This is a genomic window from Microlunatus ginsengisoli, assembly GCF_039537205.1.
Lineage (GTDB): Bacteria > Actinomycetota > Actinomycetes > Propionibacteriales > Propionibacteriaceae > Microlunatus > Microlunatus ginsengisoli.
Genome location: NZ_BAABAB010000009.1, coordinates 43,321 through 60,199 on the forward strand (window position 1 = coordinate 43,321; position 16,879 = coordinate 60,199).

At 69.1% G+C, this 16,879-nt stretch carries 16 protein-coding genes and 1 tRNA gene; 9 read left to right on the forward strand and 8 right to left on the reverse strand.

The window, feature by feature from the left end; genetic code table 11:
• Positions 1 to 11 precede the first annotated feature (11 nt).
• Positions 12 to 392: a VOC family protein gene (locus ABD747_RS06530; RefSeq protein WP_344802604.1), complete on the forward strand. Its 381-nt coding sequence runs from the start codon at positions 12 to 14 to the stop codon at positions 390 to 392.
• A 673-nt stretch (positions 393 to 1,065) separates the two neighbouring features.
• On the opposite strand, the gene ABD747_RS06535 is transcribed toward ABD747_RS06530, so the two are convergent.
• Positions 1,066 to 1,938, reverse strand: coding sequence for a hypothetical protein (locus ABD747_RS06535; protein ID WP_344802606.1), 873 nt, complete (start codon positions 1,936 to 1,938; stop codon positions 1,066 to 1,068).
• Positions 1,939 to 2,215: 277 nt separating this feature from the next.
• Here ABD747_RS06535 and ABD747_RS06540 point away from each other — a divergent pair, with 277 nt between their 5' ends.
• Positions 2,216 to 2,437 (forward strand): hypothetical protein, encoded by a 222-nt coding sequence (locus ABD747_RS06540; RefSeq protein WP_344802608.1) that lies wholly within the window; start codon positions 2,216 to 2,218, stop codon positions 2,435 to 2,437.
• A gap of 148 nt (positions 2,438 to 2,585) precedes the next feature.
• Positions 2,586 to 2,837 carry a hypothetical protein gene (locus tag ABD747_RS06545; protein WP_344802610.1) on the forward strand — a complete coding sequence of 84 codons (252 nt, stop codon included), beginning with the start codon at positions 2,586 to 2,588 and terminating at the stop codon, positions 2,835 to 2,837.
• Between the two features lie 431 nt (positions 2,838 to 3,268).
• On the opposite strand, the gene ABD747_RS06550 is transcribed toward ABD747_RS06545, so the two are convergent.
• Positions 3,269 to 3,997 carry a helix-turn-helix domain-containing protein gene (locus ABD747_RS06550; RefSeq protein WP_344802612.1) on the reverse strand — a complete coding sequence of 243 codons (729 nt, stop codon included), beginning with the start codon at positions 3,995 to 3,997 and terminating at the stop codon, positions 3,269 to 3,271.
• Positions 3,998 to 4,321: 324 nt separating this feature from the next.
• On the opposite strand from ABD747_RS06550, the gene ABD747_RS06555 reads away from it, so the two are divergent.
• Both ABD747_RS06555 and ABD747_RS06560 read left to right on the forward strand, forming a co-directional pair.
• Positions 4,322 to 4,534 carry a helix-turn-helix transcriptional regulator gene (locus ABD747_RS06555; protein WP_344802614.1) on the forward strand — a complete coding sequence of 71 codons (213 nt, stop codon included), beginning with the start codon at positions 4,322 to 4,324 and terminating at the stop codon, positions 4,532 to 4,534.
• Between the two features lies 1 nt (position 4,535).
• On the forward strand, positions 4,536 to 5,663 hold the full coding sequence (locus tag ABD747_RS06560; protein WP_344802617.1) for a tyrosine-type recombinase/integrase: 1,128 nt from the start codon (positions 4,536 to 4,538) through the stop codon (positions 5,661 to 5,663).
• A 79-nt stretch (positions 5,664 to 5,742) separates the two neighbouring features.
• Here ABD747_RS06560 and ABD747_RS06565 read toward each other — a convergent pair.
• Positions 5,743 to 5,815: transfer RNA gene (locus ABD747_RS06565), tRNA-Glu, on the reverse strand.
• Positions 5,816 to 5,915: 100 nt separating this feature from the next.
• Here ABD747_RS06565 and ABD747_RS06570 point away from each other — a divergent pair.
• A complete protein-coding gene (locus ABD747_RS06570; protein ID WP_344802619.1) occupies positions 5,916 to 6,263 on the forward strand; it encodes a metallopeptidase family protein in 348 nt (115 codons plus the stop codon).
• Here the strand turns inward: ABD747_RS06570 and ABD747_RS06575 are convergent.
• Complete coding sequence (locus ABD747_RS06575; RefSeq protein WP_344802621.1) at positions 6,254 to 7,132, reverse strand: EamA family transporter; 879 nt, start codon at positions 7,130 to 7,132, stop codon at positions 6,254 to 6,256. The genes ABD747_RS06570 and ABD747_RS06575 overlap by 10 nt on opposite strands.
• Complete coding sequence (locus ABD747_RS06580) at positions 7,129 to 7,827, reverse strand: hypothetical protein (RefSeq protein WP_344802623.1); 699 nt, start codon at positions 7,825 to 7,827, stop codon at positions 7,129 to 7,131. The genes ABD747_RS06575 and ABD747_RS06580 overlap by 4 nt, the downstream gene beginning before the upstream one ends.
• Before the next feature lie 49 nt (positions 7,828 to 7,876).
• Here ABD747_RS06580 and ABD747_RS06585 point away from each other — a divergent pair, with 49 nt between their 5' ends.
• Positions 7,877 to 8,263: a DnaJ family domain-containing protein gene (locus ABD747_RS06585; RefSeq protein ID WP_344802625.1), complete on the forward strand. Its 387-nt coding sequence runs from the start codon at positions 7,877 to 7,879 to the stop codon at positions 8,261 to 8,263.
• Here ABD747_RS06585 and ABD747_RS06590 read toward each other — a convergent pair.
• Both ABD747_RS06590 and ABD747_RS26675 read right to left on the reverse strand, forming a co-directional pair.
• Complete coding sequence (locus ABD747_RS06590) at positions 8,205 to 9,059, reverse strand: HNH endonuclease signature motif containing protein (protein ID WP_344802627.1); 855 nt, start codon at positions 9,057 to 9,059, stop codon at positions 8,205 to 8,207. The genes ABD747_RS06585 and ABD747_RS06590 overlap by 59 nt on opposite strands.
• A 37-nt stretch (positions 9,060 to 9,096) precedes the next feature.
• Positions 9,097 to 9,804 (reverse strand): DUF222 domain-containing protein, encoded by a 708-nt coding sequence (locus tag ABD747_RS26675; RefSeq protein ID WP_425562497.1) that lies wholly within the window; start codon positions 9,802 to 9,804, stop codon positions 9,097 to 9,099.
• A 252-nt stretch (positions 9,805 to 10,056) separates the two neighbouring features.
• Between ABD747_RS26675 and ABD747_RS06600 the strand changes: the two genes are divergently transcribed.
• Positions 10,057 to 11,721 (forward strand): DEAD/DEAH box helicase, encoded by a 1,665-nt coding sequence (locus ABD747_RS06600; RefSeq protein ID WP_344802631.1) that lies wholly within the window; start codon positions 10,057 to 10,059, stop codon positions 11,719 to 11,721.
• On the opposite strand, the gene ABD747_RS06605 is transcribed toward ABD747_RS06600, so the two are convergent.
• Positions 11,705 to 14,308 (reverse strand): LuxR C-terminal-related transcriptional regulator, encoded by a 2,604-nt coding sequence (locus ABD747_RS06605; RefSeq protein ID WP_344802633.1) that lies wholly within the window; start codon positions 14,306 to 14,308, stop codon positions 11,705 to 11,707. The two genes, ABD747_RS06600 and ABD747_RS06605, sit on opposite strands and share 17 nt — an antisense overlap.
• 188 nt (positions 14,309 to 14,496) lie before the next feature.
• Between ABD747_RS06605 and ABD747_RS06610 the strand changes: the two genes are divergently transcribed.
• Positions 14,497 to 16,845 carry an arylsulfatase gene (locus tag ABD747_RS06610; protein ID WP_344802635.1) on the forward strand — a complete coding sequence of 783 codons (2,349 nt, stop codon included), beginning with the start codon at positions 14,497 to 14,499 and terminating at the stop codon, positions 16,843 to 16,845.
• Positions 16,846 to 16,879: the final 34 nt, after the last annotated feature.

The following is a 16,879-nucleotide window of genomic DNA, read 5'->3' on the forward strand; positions in this document are numbered from 1 at the left end:
TCTGCCACTTCGTGATCGACGTCGACGACCTGGACCAAGGTGTCGCGTTCTGGGCCGCCGCCCTGGACGCCACCGAGGAAGAACTGTCGGCCAACAGCCGACCCGTGTACCGCCGGCTTAGGCTCCCCGACTCCGAGATACGCATCCTGCTTCAGCGCACCAACGATCCAAAAACCCACAAGGAACGCATGCATCTCGACCTCGAGAGCGACGACGTCGAAGCAGAGGTCCGTCGGCTGGAAGCGATAGGCGCCAGCCGCCACGATCACCAACAAGAACGGGGCTACGCATTCTGGGTGCTGCAGGACCCATGGGGCAACGAGTTCTGCGTCCTCAACGTGAACTTCCCGCCCCTTCTCACCGCTCGCCCGCCCCACCCGGGACACCGTTGATCAAGACGGCGAGCCGGCTGCGAACTGACATACATTGGCTGGCTCGCATCCGTACACGTGTTCTAATCTGGGTACTGTGTCGAACCTGCGTGTCGAACCTGCGCAAGGATCGGGACTGACCGCGTCCGCGTTCGACCCGGCACGTATGGATCCGGGGCGCACATCCGCACGACGCACCCAAGCAGGGCCTGGTGCTGGAGTGGCGAAGGCGCAGCTACAAGTGGAGCGCTCGTCAATACGTCTGGAAAGCAACGACGGTCCCGACCGGTTCGTCCAGGAGTGGTTTGCTGCCGAGCGGCTTTGGCCTGTCAAGAGCAGCCCGAACGGACCGAGCCCGTTCGACTACATGAGGTAGCACGCCCGAGCTCGCTACGCATCACATAGCAGGGCAGCGCTCCAAGCAGACGGCCTCTCGCGCTGGGCTCGACTCCCGACATCGCTCCCTCACCCGGCACCATCACGCCGGGCTTCCATGTCACTGACACACCCCGGTGGCCGAAGGCGTCGCCGTGCTGCGCTCGAGTCAGGAGGGCGCGGGCATCCCGGGACCGGCCCAGCACCAGGTCCAAGAGCAGGCTCGGTGCGTTCGGTGACAGCCTGGTGCCCGATTGGTGCGGCATCTGCCAGGCGTTGGCTCGTGCCGTCAGGTGACTGTTTCGACCGACCCGCGGGATTACATGCAGGAATAGTTCTTGTCCCAGCCGTGCTGGACGTACTGCGTGAGGGAGATGAAGCCGCCGGTTGTCAGTGGTGCCAACGAGCAGTTGGTTTTGGCGTTGGCGACGGTGGAACCACTGGGTCGCCAGTTGGGCCGGTCGTTCAGGTTGCTTGCCGGGTCGACGGTGCCGACGATGCTGCTCCACTGGGCAGCCGTGGAGTACAGGCCGACCGCGCCATGGGTGGATGTGAAATAGGCGGTCATGCCTTCGAGTGCAGCGGCATTGCGCTGCAACGCTGCGGCCGAACCTGATTGCCAGGTGTTCGAGGTCTCGACGTCGAGCCACCAGACGTAATCCGAGGCTCGGTCGCTGACCGCTGCTGCCCGCGCCGCCGGCGCGAACCGATCGACGTGATCTTGGACGGCGCGGTTCCAGCCATACTGCCAGGAGCAGGGCAGGTCGTTGCCGCCCCCGCACGACCCGTACGGGTTGGCGGTCGTGAATCCGGTGCTGTCGTTGTTGTTCGTCGGCCAGGTGGTGATCTGCGAAATGACTTCACCGGGGTTGGCGGTGTTGACGTAGAGGTGCAACTTGGGTTGGGAGGAGCCGCCGACCGATGCGGATCCCCACTTCAACTGGCTGGACAGACACGGATTCGTATTGGCGGCCGTGCCACCGTTCACGCCCACGACGGCGAAAGCCTGACCGGTCGGCAATGTCTTTCCGCACTGCGGCCAGGAGATGTCATAGCCAACGGATTCGAGGGACCGGACCGCGTCCTTGGTATTGGTCCCGGTCCCGGGCGTCGGCGAAGCGGCTTGGGCAGTAGTCGGCCCGAAGAACAGCGCTGCGAGCGTAACTGTCAGGAGGGTCACCAGCGCTCTCATGGCCGGAGTATAGGTGGCCGGGCCTGGGCGGGGCCCCGCTCAGGGTGAAGGTGGTTCGCTGACAGGTCTCCGGTGGCGATCGGGGTGGAGCCCGGTGCTGCCATGTCGACCGCCACCCTCACCACAGTCACAGCGCCGGGCTAGAACTTGACAGCGCCACGGCTTGCCACCGTTCACTGGCAAGCCAGGTCACGATTTGGGGCCTATTTGCGCCGAACGTGCATCACGGCACACGCGCGCGCGTTCAACTGTGTCAGGAACGACTTGGGGAGTTGTCGTGAGTACACATGTACATCGCAATGGGGCACACACGATCACCGTGCAGGACGAGGCCGGTCACGAACTCACGCTGGTCACCGAGAATCAGCGTCTCCAAGTCGTGACCACACAGGGCGCTCCGAGCCTGACGCCGCAGACCGCTCGCGACCTGGCCGACGAGCTCACTCAGTGGGCCGACTGCCAGCAGACCGCCCGGAGCCACCGCCAGCCGCTTCCTTGATTCGCCCGGGCCGGCTGCCGGCCAAGGGCCGACGCATCGATTCTTGACTCGGTCGTCGCTTAGCTGAGCCATTTTCGAGTAGACCCCGGCGGCGCCGCCCGTGGTCGTCAGGTAGCGCCGTCGCTCCGTGGTCGTAGGGGCCGTCAAAATGGCCGGCCGCGAGCTGTACTGCCGGCCCCTTCGCAAGCAGGGTGCTGGGACCGCCGCGGCAGTTCCGATCGGGGGCGACGGTGAACAGACAGGCGAGCGCCTGCTGCGAGCCGGCCACCCGCCCCAGCCGGTCCATCTCGCCCGCGCCGCCGTCGAGGAACGTCCAAGCTTCGTCGAGCTCGATGAAACCCGCCGGCACGGCCAGGCCGCTGCGGACGTCGAACCGACGATCATCCGGACCTGCGCGTGAGCGGCCCATTGGCCGAGTAGGCGGCTGGTGAACTGGGCCGCGGAATGTTCAGGTATGAGTCGCCGACCAGGATCCGCGTGATGCCCGGCGGCGGCGAGAGATTGGGGTCTTGGGACTGGTGCCGACGAGGGTGGCGAAGGTGGCGGCCGCCGTTGATCTGCCTTTCGCCGGTCGACCCGGCCGGGCGTTTGAGTCCGACGTTGATCGGGCTCAGTGTGTGCCCGTGGCGTGCCCGCAGCGTGCGTATCGCGTCATCCGATGCCTGTACTTGCACCGCATTCACGCCTGGCACGCACGGTCGACATCCAGGCCGCAACCTTCAAAACGAGAAGGGTCGGCCAGGTCGAGCCAGAGCTGCTCCGCGATCCCACCTGCTCCGCGAGTGGCCCGGCGGCCGCCGCGCCCCCGAACTAACCGCTGCGACCGGTAGATCAATCTCGTGGCGGCCCTGAACGCCGCCAGACAGCAGTGAACGAATCCGCGTAGAAGGTGAATAGTCTGTTGGAGTTGGCTTTACGCAGCTGAAGTACCGGCGAATGGCACGCCCACACCCCGTTTGCGTGCGTGTTGGCGAGCAGGATGTCGTCGAAGCGGAAGAGGCTTGCGTAGTGGGTGGCACCGTGGGAGCGAACGCAAATGCCGTTCACGCGACGCAGGTGATCAAGCGTGCTCTGGCACCGCTGTGGCAGCCACTCCAAAGACAGCTCTTCAGCGCGGGCGCGTACGGCGGCGCTTCGCGGGTCACCTACCATGACGCGGACCCGGGTGCCCTTGGACGCCTTCCATTCGAGGACGTCAGCAAGATCAAGAGTCTCGATCAAGAACGCCCCGGCATATACCAATATGTCGAGTTCCTCAGTTACCCGAGAGAACAACGCGTGCCAGGTCTCGCTGCGGATTGAGCTCCGCATTGGCCAGACCCGTTCAATTTCGGATGCGGCGACGGCACACGCTTCGGCGTCCTCGAGCAAGGATGGCCACAGTAGCGTCTCTTCCTGCTGCAGGACCTGAGCCACCTTCGTGCGAGTCACCGGATACGGCATCCGATCCTCCGAGATCCAGCGCGTGACACTCTTGGGATCCACCTGCACGGCCGCAGCAAGGGCGGACGCAGTCAGACCAGCGTTCAGCATCGCGCCGCGCAACCTATAGTTGGTCATAACTGAGGTTACCATTGATTGTGGACAAGAAGGCGTAACAGATGTCCGCAGGTGTCCTCGGTGTGGGCTGGAGTTGTCCACAGTTATTGATGGACGCTGGAATAGCGCTCCGAACAGGAGCCAGGCAGACAAGTCACAGCTCGGTCGAGGAGGTCCCATGAAGCAAGATCCAACCAACAGGGACGGCATCAGCCATCCGAGTGAGCCCACCAACGACCAAGCCGTCCACCGGATCTGGCGTCCAGTTCGCGGCGTCACTCCGCTACCAAACGTCGACACTTGGGTGGCTCCAGTCCGGCCTGAACCCGCCGAGCTTCCCGGAGGATGGCGGTGAGCGTCGAAAGCTCCGACCGTCTGATGACCATGGCGGACTTGTCGGAGATGCTCGGGATCCCGGTCAATACGCTTTACGGCTGGCGATGCCGCGGGGAAGGCCCGCCCGGCTACCGCATCGGCCGCTACGTGCGGTATCGCCGATCTGCCGTCGAGGCCTGGCTCGAATCGCAAACCGATCAACAACACGCTGCCGGGCGCTGATGTGGCCAACATCCAGCGGAGAACAATTCAGGTGAAGGACTCCTCCGGCCGTGTGCGAACGGTCACCCGATATCGTGTGCGCTACCGCGACTGGGCGGGAGTAGAGCATGGTGAGACCTTCAAACGTGCCGGTGATGCGGAGCGTCGCAAGGCGCAAGTAGAGACCGAGCTCGCTGGCGGTACGTGGCGCGACCCCCGACGTGGCGAGATCCGCCTCGATCACTGGGCCAGCGACTGGATCGAAACTCGGCACGACCTGCGCGCCACTACTCGAGCGCGGCTCGAGACCACAATGCGCGCGCAGGTCCTCCCCAAGTTCGGCAAGTTGCCTTTGATCAAGATCAGCAATGCTGCCGTTCGTGGCTGGGTGACCGAGATGCTGGTCGCAGATCTTTCCCCCGCCACAACACGCAAGGCGGTGTTCGCACTGCGGAGCTGCCTCGAAGCCGCGGTCTCCGACGGCCGGTTGACGCACAACCCTGCGACCAAGGTTCCGCTGCCATCCGAACGCGCCAAGGCTCCACGATTCCTCTCCCAATCCGAGGTGGAGGACCTCGTCGAAGCGATGCCCGCCCGCTACCGTGCCCTTGTCCTCGTCGGTGCCTTCGGCGGCCTGCGCTGGGGTGAGGCCGCCGGCCTCACCCGGGCCAGCATCGACGGCCGCCGCTCCCGCATCATCGTGACCAGCACCGCCGTGGAGGTTCACGGCAAGATCACCCTCGGCAACGAGCCCAAGACCCGGCGATCGAAGCGCAGTGTGCCCGTTGCCCGCGCGGTCATGCGACAACTCGAAGACCATCTGCGCCTGTACGTCGGTCCGGAGCCCGGCGCCGTGGTCTTCACCGCATCACGGGGCGGCCCCCTCTACCGCGCCACCTTCGCAAGGCAGGTCTGGCGGCCCGCCGCGAAAGCCGCCGGCCTGCCCGACGTGACCTTCCACACCCTGCGCCACAGCTTCGTCGCCATCCTGGTCGCCGCCGGCTGCAACGTCCGGGAAGTCTCGGAGTGGGCCGGACATCACAGCGTCGCCTTCACCCTGACCCGATACGGCGGCCTCTTCGAGGACGACACCGACGCGGCCGTCAGTCGTCTCGACGCCCTACTTGGCGGCGAAGACACGAGGCCCTGATGAGGCCCTGAGGACCACGTCGATGGACGCGCGTGTGGCCTCTCCAATCGTCTCGCCTAGTCAGGGCCACTTTTGAAAGTATCCCCAACGGGATTCGAACCCGCGCTGCCGCCTTGAAAGGGCGGTGTCCTAGGCCGCTAGACGATGGGGACCGGTCAGACCCGACGACTATAGGGCGGAGGGTGGGGCGCGCTCAAACGGGTAGCCGTCGGCGGACGCCTCCGGGTTGCGGGCGTTCGTATCATCGACCAGATGATGATGAGCGAGGCGGAGTTCGAGCTGCTGGTCTCCGACGCGCTGGACGAGCTGCCGCCCGACCTGGCGGCACTCATCGACAACTGCGTGATCCTGGTGGAGGACGCACCGCCGCCGGACGAGCCCGGCTTGCTCGGCCTGTACGACGGGATCCCGCTGACCGAGCGGGGCACGGGCTACGGAGGAGTGCTGCCGGACCGGATCTTCATCTACCGGTTGCCGACGCTGGCGATCTGCGAGACCGCGGAAGACGTCCGCGAGGAGGTGCACATCACCGTGGTGCACGAGATCGCGCACCACTTCGGGATCGACGACGCGCGGCTGCACGAGCTGGGCTACGACTGACGGACGCGGCGGCGGGCGACGAAGTCCTGACCCAGCACCACCGACACCAGCACGATCATCGCGCCCAGCAGCTGCCAGGAGTTCAGTGTCTGGTCGAGCACGATCCAGCCGAGCACAGCGGCGACCACCGGATTGATCAAGCTGAGGAAGGTGACCGAGGACGCCGGGAGCCGCTCCAGGCCCCAGAACCAGAGGCCGTACGCGACGATGCCGCTGATCACGACAAGGTAGACGATGCCGGCGACGTTCACCGTCGTCAGGCTGGTCGGCAGGCCCTCGAACACCAGCGTGAACGGCAGCAGCGTCAGCCCACCGAGCAGAAACGTCCAGCCGGTGAAGCCGGCGGCCCCCATCCCCGGCGGATGGCCCCAGCGCTTGGTCAGCACGGTAGCGACCCCGTACATGATCACGACGATGGTCATGGCCAGCAGGCCGACCGCGTCCAGCCGGGCGGTGGAGCGCAGCACCAGCAGCGCGACACCGGCGACCCCGAGCAGACCGGCGACGATCTGTAGCGGCCGGATCGGCCTGCCCAGCAGGGGAACCGACAAGATCACCACCACGATCGGGGTCAGCGAGTTGATCACCGAGGCGACGCCGCCGGGCAGCCGATAGGCCGCGACGAACAACAGCGGGAAGAAGGCGGAGCAATACAGCACGGACAAGATCGCGAACCGCGGCCACCAAGTGCGGGGCGGCCGCTTGGCGCCGATGATCAGGACGAGGCCGGTCGGCAGCGAGCGCAGGGTGGCGGCCAGCAGCGGACGGTTCGGGGGCAGGAACTGGGTCGTCAGCAGATAGGTCGTGCCGAAGATGATCGGGGTGAGGACGCACACGTACGCCCATCGGCCGTTGTGGTCGTCGGTCACGCGACGTCCGGGCGGTCGAGGAGGTAACTCGTCGTCGCAGTGCTCACCCAGCGATCACAGCCGCCGAGCCGGTCCAGACCGACCCAGCTGGACTGCAGATCGGCGCGGGGAATCGGCGTCGTGTCGACCAGTCCGGCGATCCGGGTGAGGACGTCGCCCGCGGCCTCGACCGCGAGCACGGACATGGTCTGCTGGATCGCGTTCACCTCCAGGGTGGACCGAACGTCGCCGGCGAGCCCCGGCGCGACGACCACGACCGGGCGGCCGGTCGGAAGCACCTTCTCCAGCGGCGTGATGAGCTCCCGAACGGTGGTGATCGGCTCGGCGCAGACGAGGACGTACGGCCGATCGAGCACGGCCCAGCCGGCGGTCCGGTCGGTGATGAAGTCGGGTGAGACCATGCCGGCCGGGAGGCTGACGGTATCCGGGTCGCGGAGCCGGCGGGCGAGCTCGTCGCGGTCGGCGGCGGAGAGCTCGGTCGTCCGCGCGCCGCCGGGCCGGCGGCGCGCCTGCAACTCGGACAGGTAGTGCGGCGCCGGCGTCTCCGGCGCGAACCGCGGGATCGGACGATCGGGCGGCGACAGCATCTCCCGGGCCGCGCGCCGGTTCTTGCGCCGGTCCGACAGCGCGCCGAGCACGATCACGACGACACCGACGGCGATGACGACGACGATGCCGACGGTCCACGGATCCACCCCACCAGCGTGCCTCATCGCTGCTGTTGCGGGTGATTAGGCTCGGGCCATGGCCGAGCGTTACGAGTCGTGGGTGGACCGGCAGGTCCGCGAGGCGATCGAACGCGGCGAGTTCGACAACCTGCCCGGCGCCGGCAAGCCGATCACGGGGCTGAACGGTCGCCAGGACGAGAACTGGTGGATCCGGCAGAAGCTGGAGAAGGAGGACATCCGCGGCGCACTGCCGACGTCGCTGTCGCTGCGCAAGGAGATCGAGGAGCTGCCGGACCGGCTGGACGAGGAGCGCGACGAGCGGAACGTCAGGGAGCTGGTGGCGGACCTGAACACCCGGATCCGCGACGCGGTGGCGCGCCGGGTCGAGGGTCCGGTGGTGTTCATCAAGACGGTGGACGTCGAGACCGCGGTCGAGGGGTGGCGGGAGCGGCGCCGGTCCTGACGCGCGTGGCGCCGGGGACGCGGCGCCGGTCGCCGCGGTGGCGGCTCGGCCCTTCCGGTGTTGTTCGGGCGAATTCGCGGGTGAGCTCGATGGCCGAGACCGGGTGAACCTCTTGGCCGGCGTCGCGCCAGAGCCGGCGGGCGTACGCGCCGACTCCGAGCATGAGGGTGCCTTGATTCGTGCTCAGAGCGATCCAACCGGTCGGTGATCGCCAGCGGTAGGTTCCCGGCGCCGGTTGGCGGACGGTCCAGCGCCGGACGGTCTTGGCTCGATGCTCGCTCCGGGTCAGCGGTCCGAGGTTGTCGGCGCTCGTCTGTCCCGGCGGCCCACCGCGTCGATAGGGCCGGGTGTGGTCGAGGTCGGTTCGGCCCGGGCGGCTGCCGCCGAACGGGAATACGCTTGCCGGATTGCGGGTGTCCACGGCGCGGCGCAGCTGCGGCGGGATCTCGTACGCATCGATCGGGGCGACAGCCGCCGGATCGAGCACGGGCGCGACGGTGATCTCGGCGTCGGTATTGGTGAGGAACTGCCGAAGCTCGTCGACGGTGATCGCTCCGGCCGCGGTCCGCGCGACGCCGCGACCAGCCCGGAGCGCCTCCTCGGTGAGGTGGAAGACGATCAGCGCCCGCGGCCGGGACGCGTCCCGCTCGGCAGGCGTGACCGGCCGGAGCTCGATCCCGCCGTCGCGAAGGAGTGGCTGTCGCGCGTCGTCGTCGGTTGCAGGACCGTCCGGTCCGGCCGGCCGGTCGAGCGGAGCGGGCCGATCGCCGGCGGGTCCGTCGCTCCAAGGATCCACCGGCGGTTCTTCGCTCGTGCCGGCACGTGCGCTCGGATCATCGGCCGGTGGGCCGCGGGGCCGGATCCGGACGAGACCTGTCCGTGAGACCCGGCGTCGGCCGCCGGGGCCCCCGAGCGGATCTTCGTCGCCCTCGTCGGCCAACAGATCCGCCACCCGGTCGGATGATTAGCGTTCGGAGGCCGCGTTCCGCCTCACCGACCCAGACGTCACGATGAGTCCGCGACTCCTCGGCGCGCCGGCCATAGAGGACCGGGTCCACGTGGAGCATCGCCGCATCGAGGATCCGATCGAAGCGTGCCGACGAGACGAGCTCGAGTTGGTGGCAGACAAGCCGATCCACTTCGGCCGCTGCTACCGAGCCCAGGTGTCGCGAGCGGGTCGCCACCTGCCGGGCCTTCCAGGCGTGCACCTCGCCGGCGGCGACCCGGGACCACAGCCGGGGCAGGCGGTGTCGCAGGTCCAAGGCGTCCGCGATCAGACAACGCGCGGATCCGACGGACAGCTGCTGAAGCACGCCGAGCTCGGCCGGACAGGTCTCGGCGATCCGCGGAGTGCCGGCTCCGCCTGGCTGGACGAAGCCCTCGTTTTCCGCCCGAGTCCGCCGCGACGTTTGGGAGTCCTCCGCGCGTTCCGGCCGATCGTCGGGATCGGCGTGCGCATCCGCCCAGGCTGCGGCAATGACGAGCCGGCGGCACTCGTACAGCTTGGCCAGCGCATGAGTGTCCGCGACGAGCTCGGCCAGGCGCGCGCCGCCTCCGAGCGCTGATGTCTCCGAGCGCCGATGTCCGAGCGCCGATGTCCGAGCGCCGAATCGAGATCGTCATCGAACATGTCTTCGATTATACCGAGCGCTTCCCCGGTGCACAAGTCCCGCGCGGAACGTGCGGCGTGTCGGACGTGTCGAGTTTGCGACGGCGGAGCGACTTGAGAGACTGGCGGGCCGAGCAGTCGACGACCCGATCCGAAGATGTGGTGCCCCCGAATGACCGCAGCGATGCCCCTCCGTGCCTGGCAGGCCGAGGCCATCGAGAAGTACGAGGCCGCGGCCCCGACCGACTTCCTCGTCACCGCGACCCCCGGCGCCGGAAAGACCACCTTCGGGCTCGCCCTCGCCCTCAGGCTGCGGGCGGCGCGGGTGATCGAGCGGGTCATCGTGGTCGCGCCGACGGACCACCTGCGCACCCAGTGGGCCGACGCCGCCGTCCGGCTCGGCCTCGTCCTCGACCCCAACCTGTCCAACGCGGTCGGACCGGTGCGGCCGGACGCGCATGGCTACGTGACGACGTACGCCCAGGTCGCGGCGAAGCCGCTGCTGCACCGCCGGCGGACCGAGGCGAAGAAGACGCTGGTCATCCTCGACGAGATCCACCACGCGGGCGACTCGCTGTCGTGGGGTGACGCGGTCTACGAGGCGTTCGACCCGGCCCGTCGGCGGCTGAGCCTCACCGGGACCCCGTTCCGGACCAACCCGAACGAGCGGATCCCTTTCGTCACCTACCGCGACGCCGGCCTCGGTGAGGTGATCAGCGAGGCCGACTACACCTACGGCTATCGCGAGGCGCTGGCCGACGACGTGGTCCGGCCGGTGGTCTTCGCGGCCTACGCGGGCACCAGCCGGTGGATGAGCTCTGCCGGGGAGGTGCTGGCCGCCGACCTCGGGGAGGACTCCAGCCGCGCGGTCGAGGACGCCGCCTGGCGGACCGCGCTCGATCCTGCCGGCGCCTGGGTGGCGCACGTGATCGCGGCGATCGACGACCGGGTCAGCCATCTGCGGGAGACCGGCATGCCCGATGCCGCCGGCCTCATCCTCGCCTCCGACCAGGACGCCGCGCGGGCGTACGCCGCCATCGTCACCAAGATCACTCGGGAGAAGCCGGTGGTCATTCTCAGCGACGATCCCAAGGCCAGCAAGAAGATCCACCAGTTCGAGCACGGCTCGCAGCGGCTCGCGGTGTGTGTCCGGATGGTGTCGGAGGGCGTTGACATCCCGCGCGCGGCGGTGCTCGGCTTCCTCACCTCCTACCGGACCCCGCTCTTCTTCGCCCAGGCGGTCGGTCGGGTGGTCCGGGCTAGGAGCCCGCGGGAGACGGCGACGGTGTTCCTTCCGGCCGTACGCCCGTTGCTGGCCCTGGCGGCCGCGCTGGAGGAGCAGCGCGACCATGTCGTCCGGATCGCCGGACCGGAGGACGATCTGGACGCACTGGTCGAGGTCGAGGAGCGGGAGAACGAGCCGGGCGGGCACGAGTTCACGCCGCTGGAGGCGGAGGCCGCCTTCGCGCACGTGCTGCACGCCGGACGTGCGATCACGGCGCCGGTCCAGCCGCTGGATTCCGAGGCCGACGACTTCCTCGGACTGCCTGGCCTGCTGACGCCCGAGCAGACCGCGGCGCTGCTGGCGTCGCGCGACGTCGAGCTCCGCCGGCGGACGTCCGGCCTGCGCGAGGAGGAATCGACCGGCGCGCCGTCGTCCTGGCGGGAGGTGGAAACGCTACGCAAGGACATCAACCGGCTGGTCGCGCAGGTCGCCGCCCGGACCGGCCGCCAGCACGCCGAGGTGCACGTCGAGCTCCGACAGGCGGTTCCGGGCCCGCGGACGGCATCCGCCTCGGTGGAGGTGCTGCTCGCCCGCCGTGATCATCTGCTCAGCCAGACGCTCTGAGCCGTGGGTCTCGGGACGCCTTGATCGCCTCGCGGCGGCTGGCGACGCCGAGCTTGCGATAGATCGAGCGCTGATGGGTCTTCAGCGTGTTGAGCGAGATGAACAGCGCATCCGCGATCTCGGCGGTGCTGAGCCCGGTCTGGAGATATCCCAGAACCTCGCGCTCGCGCGAACTGAGGGTGAGGCCGGGGACCGGGCGCGCATCCGCCCGGCGCTCGGCGATCCGGCCGAGCACGGCCGCGAGCATCTCCTCGTGCGCACTGCCCCGTTGGGCGTGCGCCGCCATGATCACGGGCAGCCGCGGATCGGCGCGGACGAAGGGATGGAGGACCCGCCCGGGTGAGGCGAGCGCGAGGGCGCGCTCGAGCAGCGCGTGCACCTGCTCGGTCTGGCCGTCCTCCGCTCCGGCGCGATCGACCACCAGTAGGGCCTCGACCACCAGCGCGGCCACGGCGACGTAGCTCGGCACGGAATCGACCGTGTGCAAGGCATCCAGGCAGGATCGGGCGGCGTCGGGCCGGTGACAGGACAGATACGTCTCGGCGGCGAACGCCAGCGTCGCCGGCATGTTGTCGGCCCCGGGAAGGACCTCGTCCAAGATCGCGACGGCGGCATCCGGACGCCCCGCGGCGAGGGCGAGCTGCGCCCGAGCCATCCCCCGGTAGACGTTGAGCGGCACACCCTGCACGGTCGTGTTCCGGACCTCGTCCAACGCGGCCTCGGCCCGACGGACGATCACCGGGTCGTCGCTGTCGGCGGCAACCGACGCCGACCAGATCCGTGCCATCGTGGCGAACGAGGTCATCGCGCCACCGGCCGCGATGCAGCGCCGGAAGAACTCCGCGGCCCGGTCCGGATCGTCACGCCACAGGCTGATCCAGCCGACGGCGAACGACTCGGGGCTGCCTTCGGTGCGGCGCCAGCGCGCATTCTCGTCCCGGGCGGACTCGGCCAGCAGCGCCTCGGAAGCGGCGAAGTCACCGGCGAAGGCCAGCGCGAACACCAGGTTCGCGACGGCACGCTCGGCAAGATCATCCAGACCCTCCGCCCGGCTCAAGGCGGCCGCCTCGCGAAGCGCGCCGACGGCCGTACCTCGGCGCAGCCTGACATCGGCGAAGGCCACCAGGAACCAGGCGCAGGCCCGCTCGGCACCATGCAGCAGCGTGGTGTCGGTGAGCACCTCGCGGACCTGCTCGCAGGTCCGCACGAGCGTTTCCGCGTCGTCGGCCACGAGCAGGTCGGAGAGCAGCTCGGTGACGCGATGTCGTTCCCGGGCCTCGGGTCCGCCGGCCAGCGCGAGCAGCCCGGCCCGGCGGCGCAGCTCCGCCGCCCGGACGGGGTCGTCGTCGGCGCTGCGGCAGGCAGCGAGGACGGAGACGATGTCCGGGTTCTCCGACCATGGGTGCGGCAGTTGCCGGCAGATGTCTTCCAGGACGGCGAAGTCGCCGTGCAGGACGGAGCCGAGCCAGTGCCCGAGGATGATCTCGGCGGCCAGCTCGGGTGACCGGCCGGACAGGGCGTGCCGCGCGGCAAGGGCGGGATCGGTGCTCGCGAGAAAGCGCGCCGCGCGCAGGTGTAACCGGTCGGCCAGCCGCGGATCCCGACGCTGCAACAGCACCCGGCACTGCTCGGCGACCAACGGGTGCCAGCGATAGACCGGCTCGCCGCGGAAGTCTCCTCGGCGCTCCAGCGGGAGGCCACGACTGATCGCGTCGTCGAGCATCGCCGGCGCGAGCTCGTCGCCGGAGAGCTCGATCGCCAGCCGTCCAGTCAGCCAGTCGGACACGGAGAGCTCGAGCAGCAGATCGCGGAGCACCGGCGGCAGGTCGCCGAGGATCTCCTCGATCAGGTAGTCGGTCAGGGTGGCCAGCCGGAGCTGTCCCCCGGTGGCCAGCCGGCCGCTCGGCTCCGGGCCGGACAACAGCGCGAGCCGGACGGCCACCGGCCAGCCGGCAGTCAGCCCGAGCAACCTGGTCGCCTGATCCTCCGACAGCGGCCGGTCCAGTCGTGCCGCCGCCAGCCGTACCTCCTCGGCGGAGAAGGCAAGCCGGTCGATCGACACCTCGCCCAGTCCGCCGGCGACGTTGATCCGCTGCAGCCGCAGCAGCGGCCGGCTGCGCGACGACAGCACGATCCGGAGCCCGGCCGGAGCCCGCTCGACCAGCGTTCCCAGCACGCCGCTCGCCGCCGGGCCGAGGAGGTGGACGTCATCGAGAACCAGCACCGGATCGCCGGCGGGGTGCAGCGGCAGCGGGTGCTGGAGCAGGTCCTCCAGACGAGCAGCTCCCGTTCGCCACAACGGTTCGAGGGCGGTGAGCAGCCCTCTCTCCAAGCGCTGCGGATGCTTGTCGGCCGCGGTCAGCGACAGCCAGGCGAGCGGACGGGCGGAGCGAGCGGCCCAGGCGCTCAGGGTGGTCGTCTTGCCGTAGCCGGCCGGCGCGATCACCAGCACGACCCGATTGGCGCCGACCGCACTATCCAGCTCGTCCAGTGCGGCCGGCCGGTCGATGGCATGCGCGGGCGGTGGCGGCGCCGCGACGACGTACGGCGGGGCATACGGCTCCGCCGCGAGACGCACACCGGGCATGCGAGCCAGCTTAGAGCGCTCACGCCATTCCTACCGGGTTCCTGGCCGGACGGCACCGCCCTCGACACCGTCTCACCCGTCAGGGATGACCGCCGGGCGGCCGGCGCCGGGCGACTGGACCGGGCGTCTCGTCCCGACCACCATGGCCATCCAGCCGAGCACTCGATCTGCCGTCGGAGGGAACAGTCATGACAGGTCCGGACGTCCAGCGCACCGTGCTCCCGATTCCGGACGCCCGGCCCCGAGGCACGGTCCACTACGACGCCAAGAACCCAGAAAGCTCGTTCGCGCCGATCAGGCCGCTCCGACCGCCGGCGGGGGCGCCCAACGTCTTGGTGATCCTGCTGGACGACGTCGGATTCGGCGCGGCCAGCGCATTCGGCGGGCCGTGCGCCACGCCGACCGCCGAGCGGCTGGCGGCCGACGGCCTGCGCTACCGCCGTTTTCACACCACGGCGTTGTGCTCACCGAGCCGGGCGGCCCTGCTGACCGGGCGGAACCACCACTCGGTCGGGATGGGAGCGGTGGCGGACCTGGCCACCTCGGCGCCGGGGTACACCTCGATGCGCCCGAACACGGCGGCGCCGCTGGCCGAGATCCTCCGCCTGAACGGCTACTCCACCGCCCAGTTCGGCAAGTGCCACGAGGTGCCCACGTTCGAGTCCAGCCCGCTCGGTCCGTTCGACCGCTGGCCGACCGGGTCGGGCTTCGAGCACTTCTACGGCTTCCTGGCCGGCGAGACCCATCAGTACTCGCCCGCCCTCTATGAGGACACCGTGCCGATCGAGCCGCCCCCGGACCCGACGTACCACCTCACCGAGGATCTGTGCGATCGCGCGATCGCGTACGTCCGGCAGCAGAAGTCGCTGATGCCGGACAAGCCGTTCTTCGTCTATCTCGCGCCCGGCGCGACCCATGCTCCGCACCAGGTCTGGCCGGAGTGGTCCGACCGCTATCGCGGCCGGTTCGCCCAGGGCTGGGACGTGCTCCGGGAGGAGACGCTGCAGCGGCAGCGGGACCTCGGCGTCGTGCCACCGGACGCCGAGCTCACCGCTCGTCCCGACGAGATCCCGGCGTGGGAGGACATGCCCGAGGAGCTGCGGCCGGTGCTGGAGCGCGAGATGGAGGTGTACGCCGGCTTCCTCGAGCACGTCGACCATCACGTCGGCCGGGTGGTCGACGCGATCGAGAACCTCGGCTGCCTGGCCAACACCTTGATCATCTATCTGGTCGGTGACAACGGCGCCTCGGCGGAGGGCCAGGTCAACGGCACGGTGAACGAACTGCTGACCTTCAACGGGATGGCTGCCCTGGAGACCCCGCAGTTCCTGGCCGACCACATCGACGAGCTCGGTGGCCCGAACGCGTACAACCACTACGCGGTGGGCTGGGCGCACGCGATGGACACGCCGTACCAGTGGACCAAGCAAGTCGCGTCGCACTGGGGCGGGACGCGGAACGGGCTGATCGTGCACTGGCCGGAGGGGTTCGCGGCCAGGGGAGAGGTCCGCGATCAGTTCCACCACGTGATCGACATCGCTCCGACCGTGCTGGAGGCGGCGGGGCTGCCGGAGCCGGGGTTCGTGCACGGCGTGATGCAGGACCCGATCCAGGGCGTGTCGATGATCTACTCCTTCGACGGGCCGGAGGCCGAGGACCGCCGGCAGACCCAGTACTTCGAGATGATGGGCAATCGCGGGATCTACCATCGCGGCTGGACGGCCTGCACCAAGCACCGGACGCCGTGGTTGACCGGCGGCATGCCGCCGTTCGACGAGGACACCTGGGAGCTGTACGCGCCGCAGGACTGGACCCAGGCTCACGATCTGGCCGCCGAGCAGCCCGATCGGCTGCGCGAGCTCCAGCGGCTCTGGCTGATCGAGGCGACCCGGCACCAGGTGTTGCCGATGGACGATCGGTCGGTGGAACGGTTCGTGGCGTCGCTGGCCGGTCGGCCGGAGCTGATCACCGGGCGGTCGCAGGTGATCTTCAAGGGGATGCGCCGGTTGTCCGAGGGCTCGGTGATCGACGTCAAGAACCGATCGCACGCGGTCACCGCCGAGGTGGACCTGACCGACCAGCCCGGGTCCGGCGTCATCGTCGCCCAGGGCGGCGCCTTCGGCGGGTGGAGCCTGTACGTCCTCGACGGCCGTCCGCGGTATTGCCACAACCTGGCCGGTCTGCGCCGGTTCGTCGTCGCCGGCACCGAGCCGATCCCCGCCGGGCTGCACCAGGTGCGGATGGAGTTCACCGCCGACGGTTCGTCGTTGGGAACGGGCGGGACGGTCGGCCTGTTCATCGACGGACGCCCGGCCGGCACCGGCCGGGTGGACGCGACGGTGCCGATGATCTTCTCCGGCGACGAGACGCTGGACGTCGGCTCCGACCTGGGGACGCCGGTCAGCGACGACTACGGCAGTGTCGACAATGCCTTCACCGGCACGGTGAACTGGGTCCAGATCGACGTCGATCCGCAGTCGGCCGATCATCTGGTGGACCCGGCTCGCCGGCTGGATGTGATCATGGCCCGGCAGTGACGGGGAGCAGGATGCCGTCACGCCCCGTTCGCTG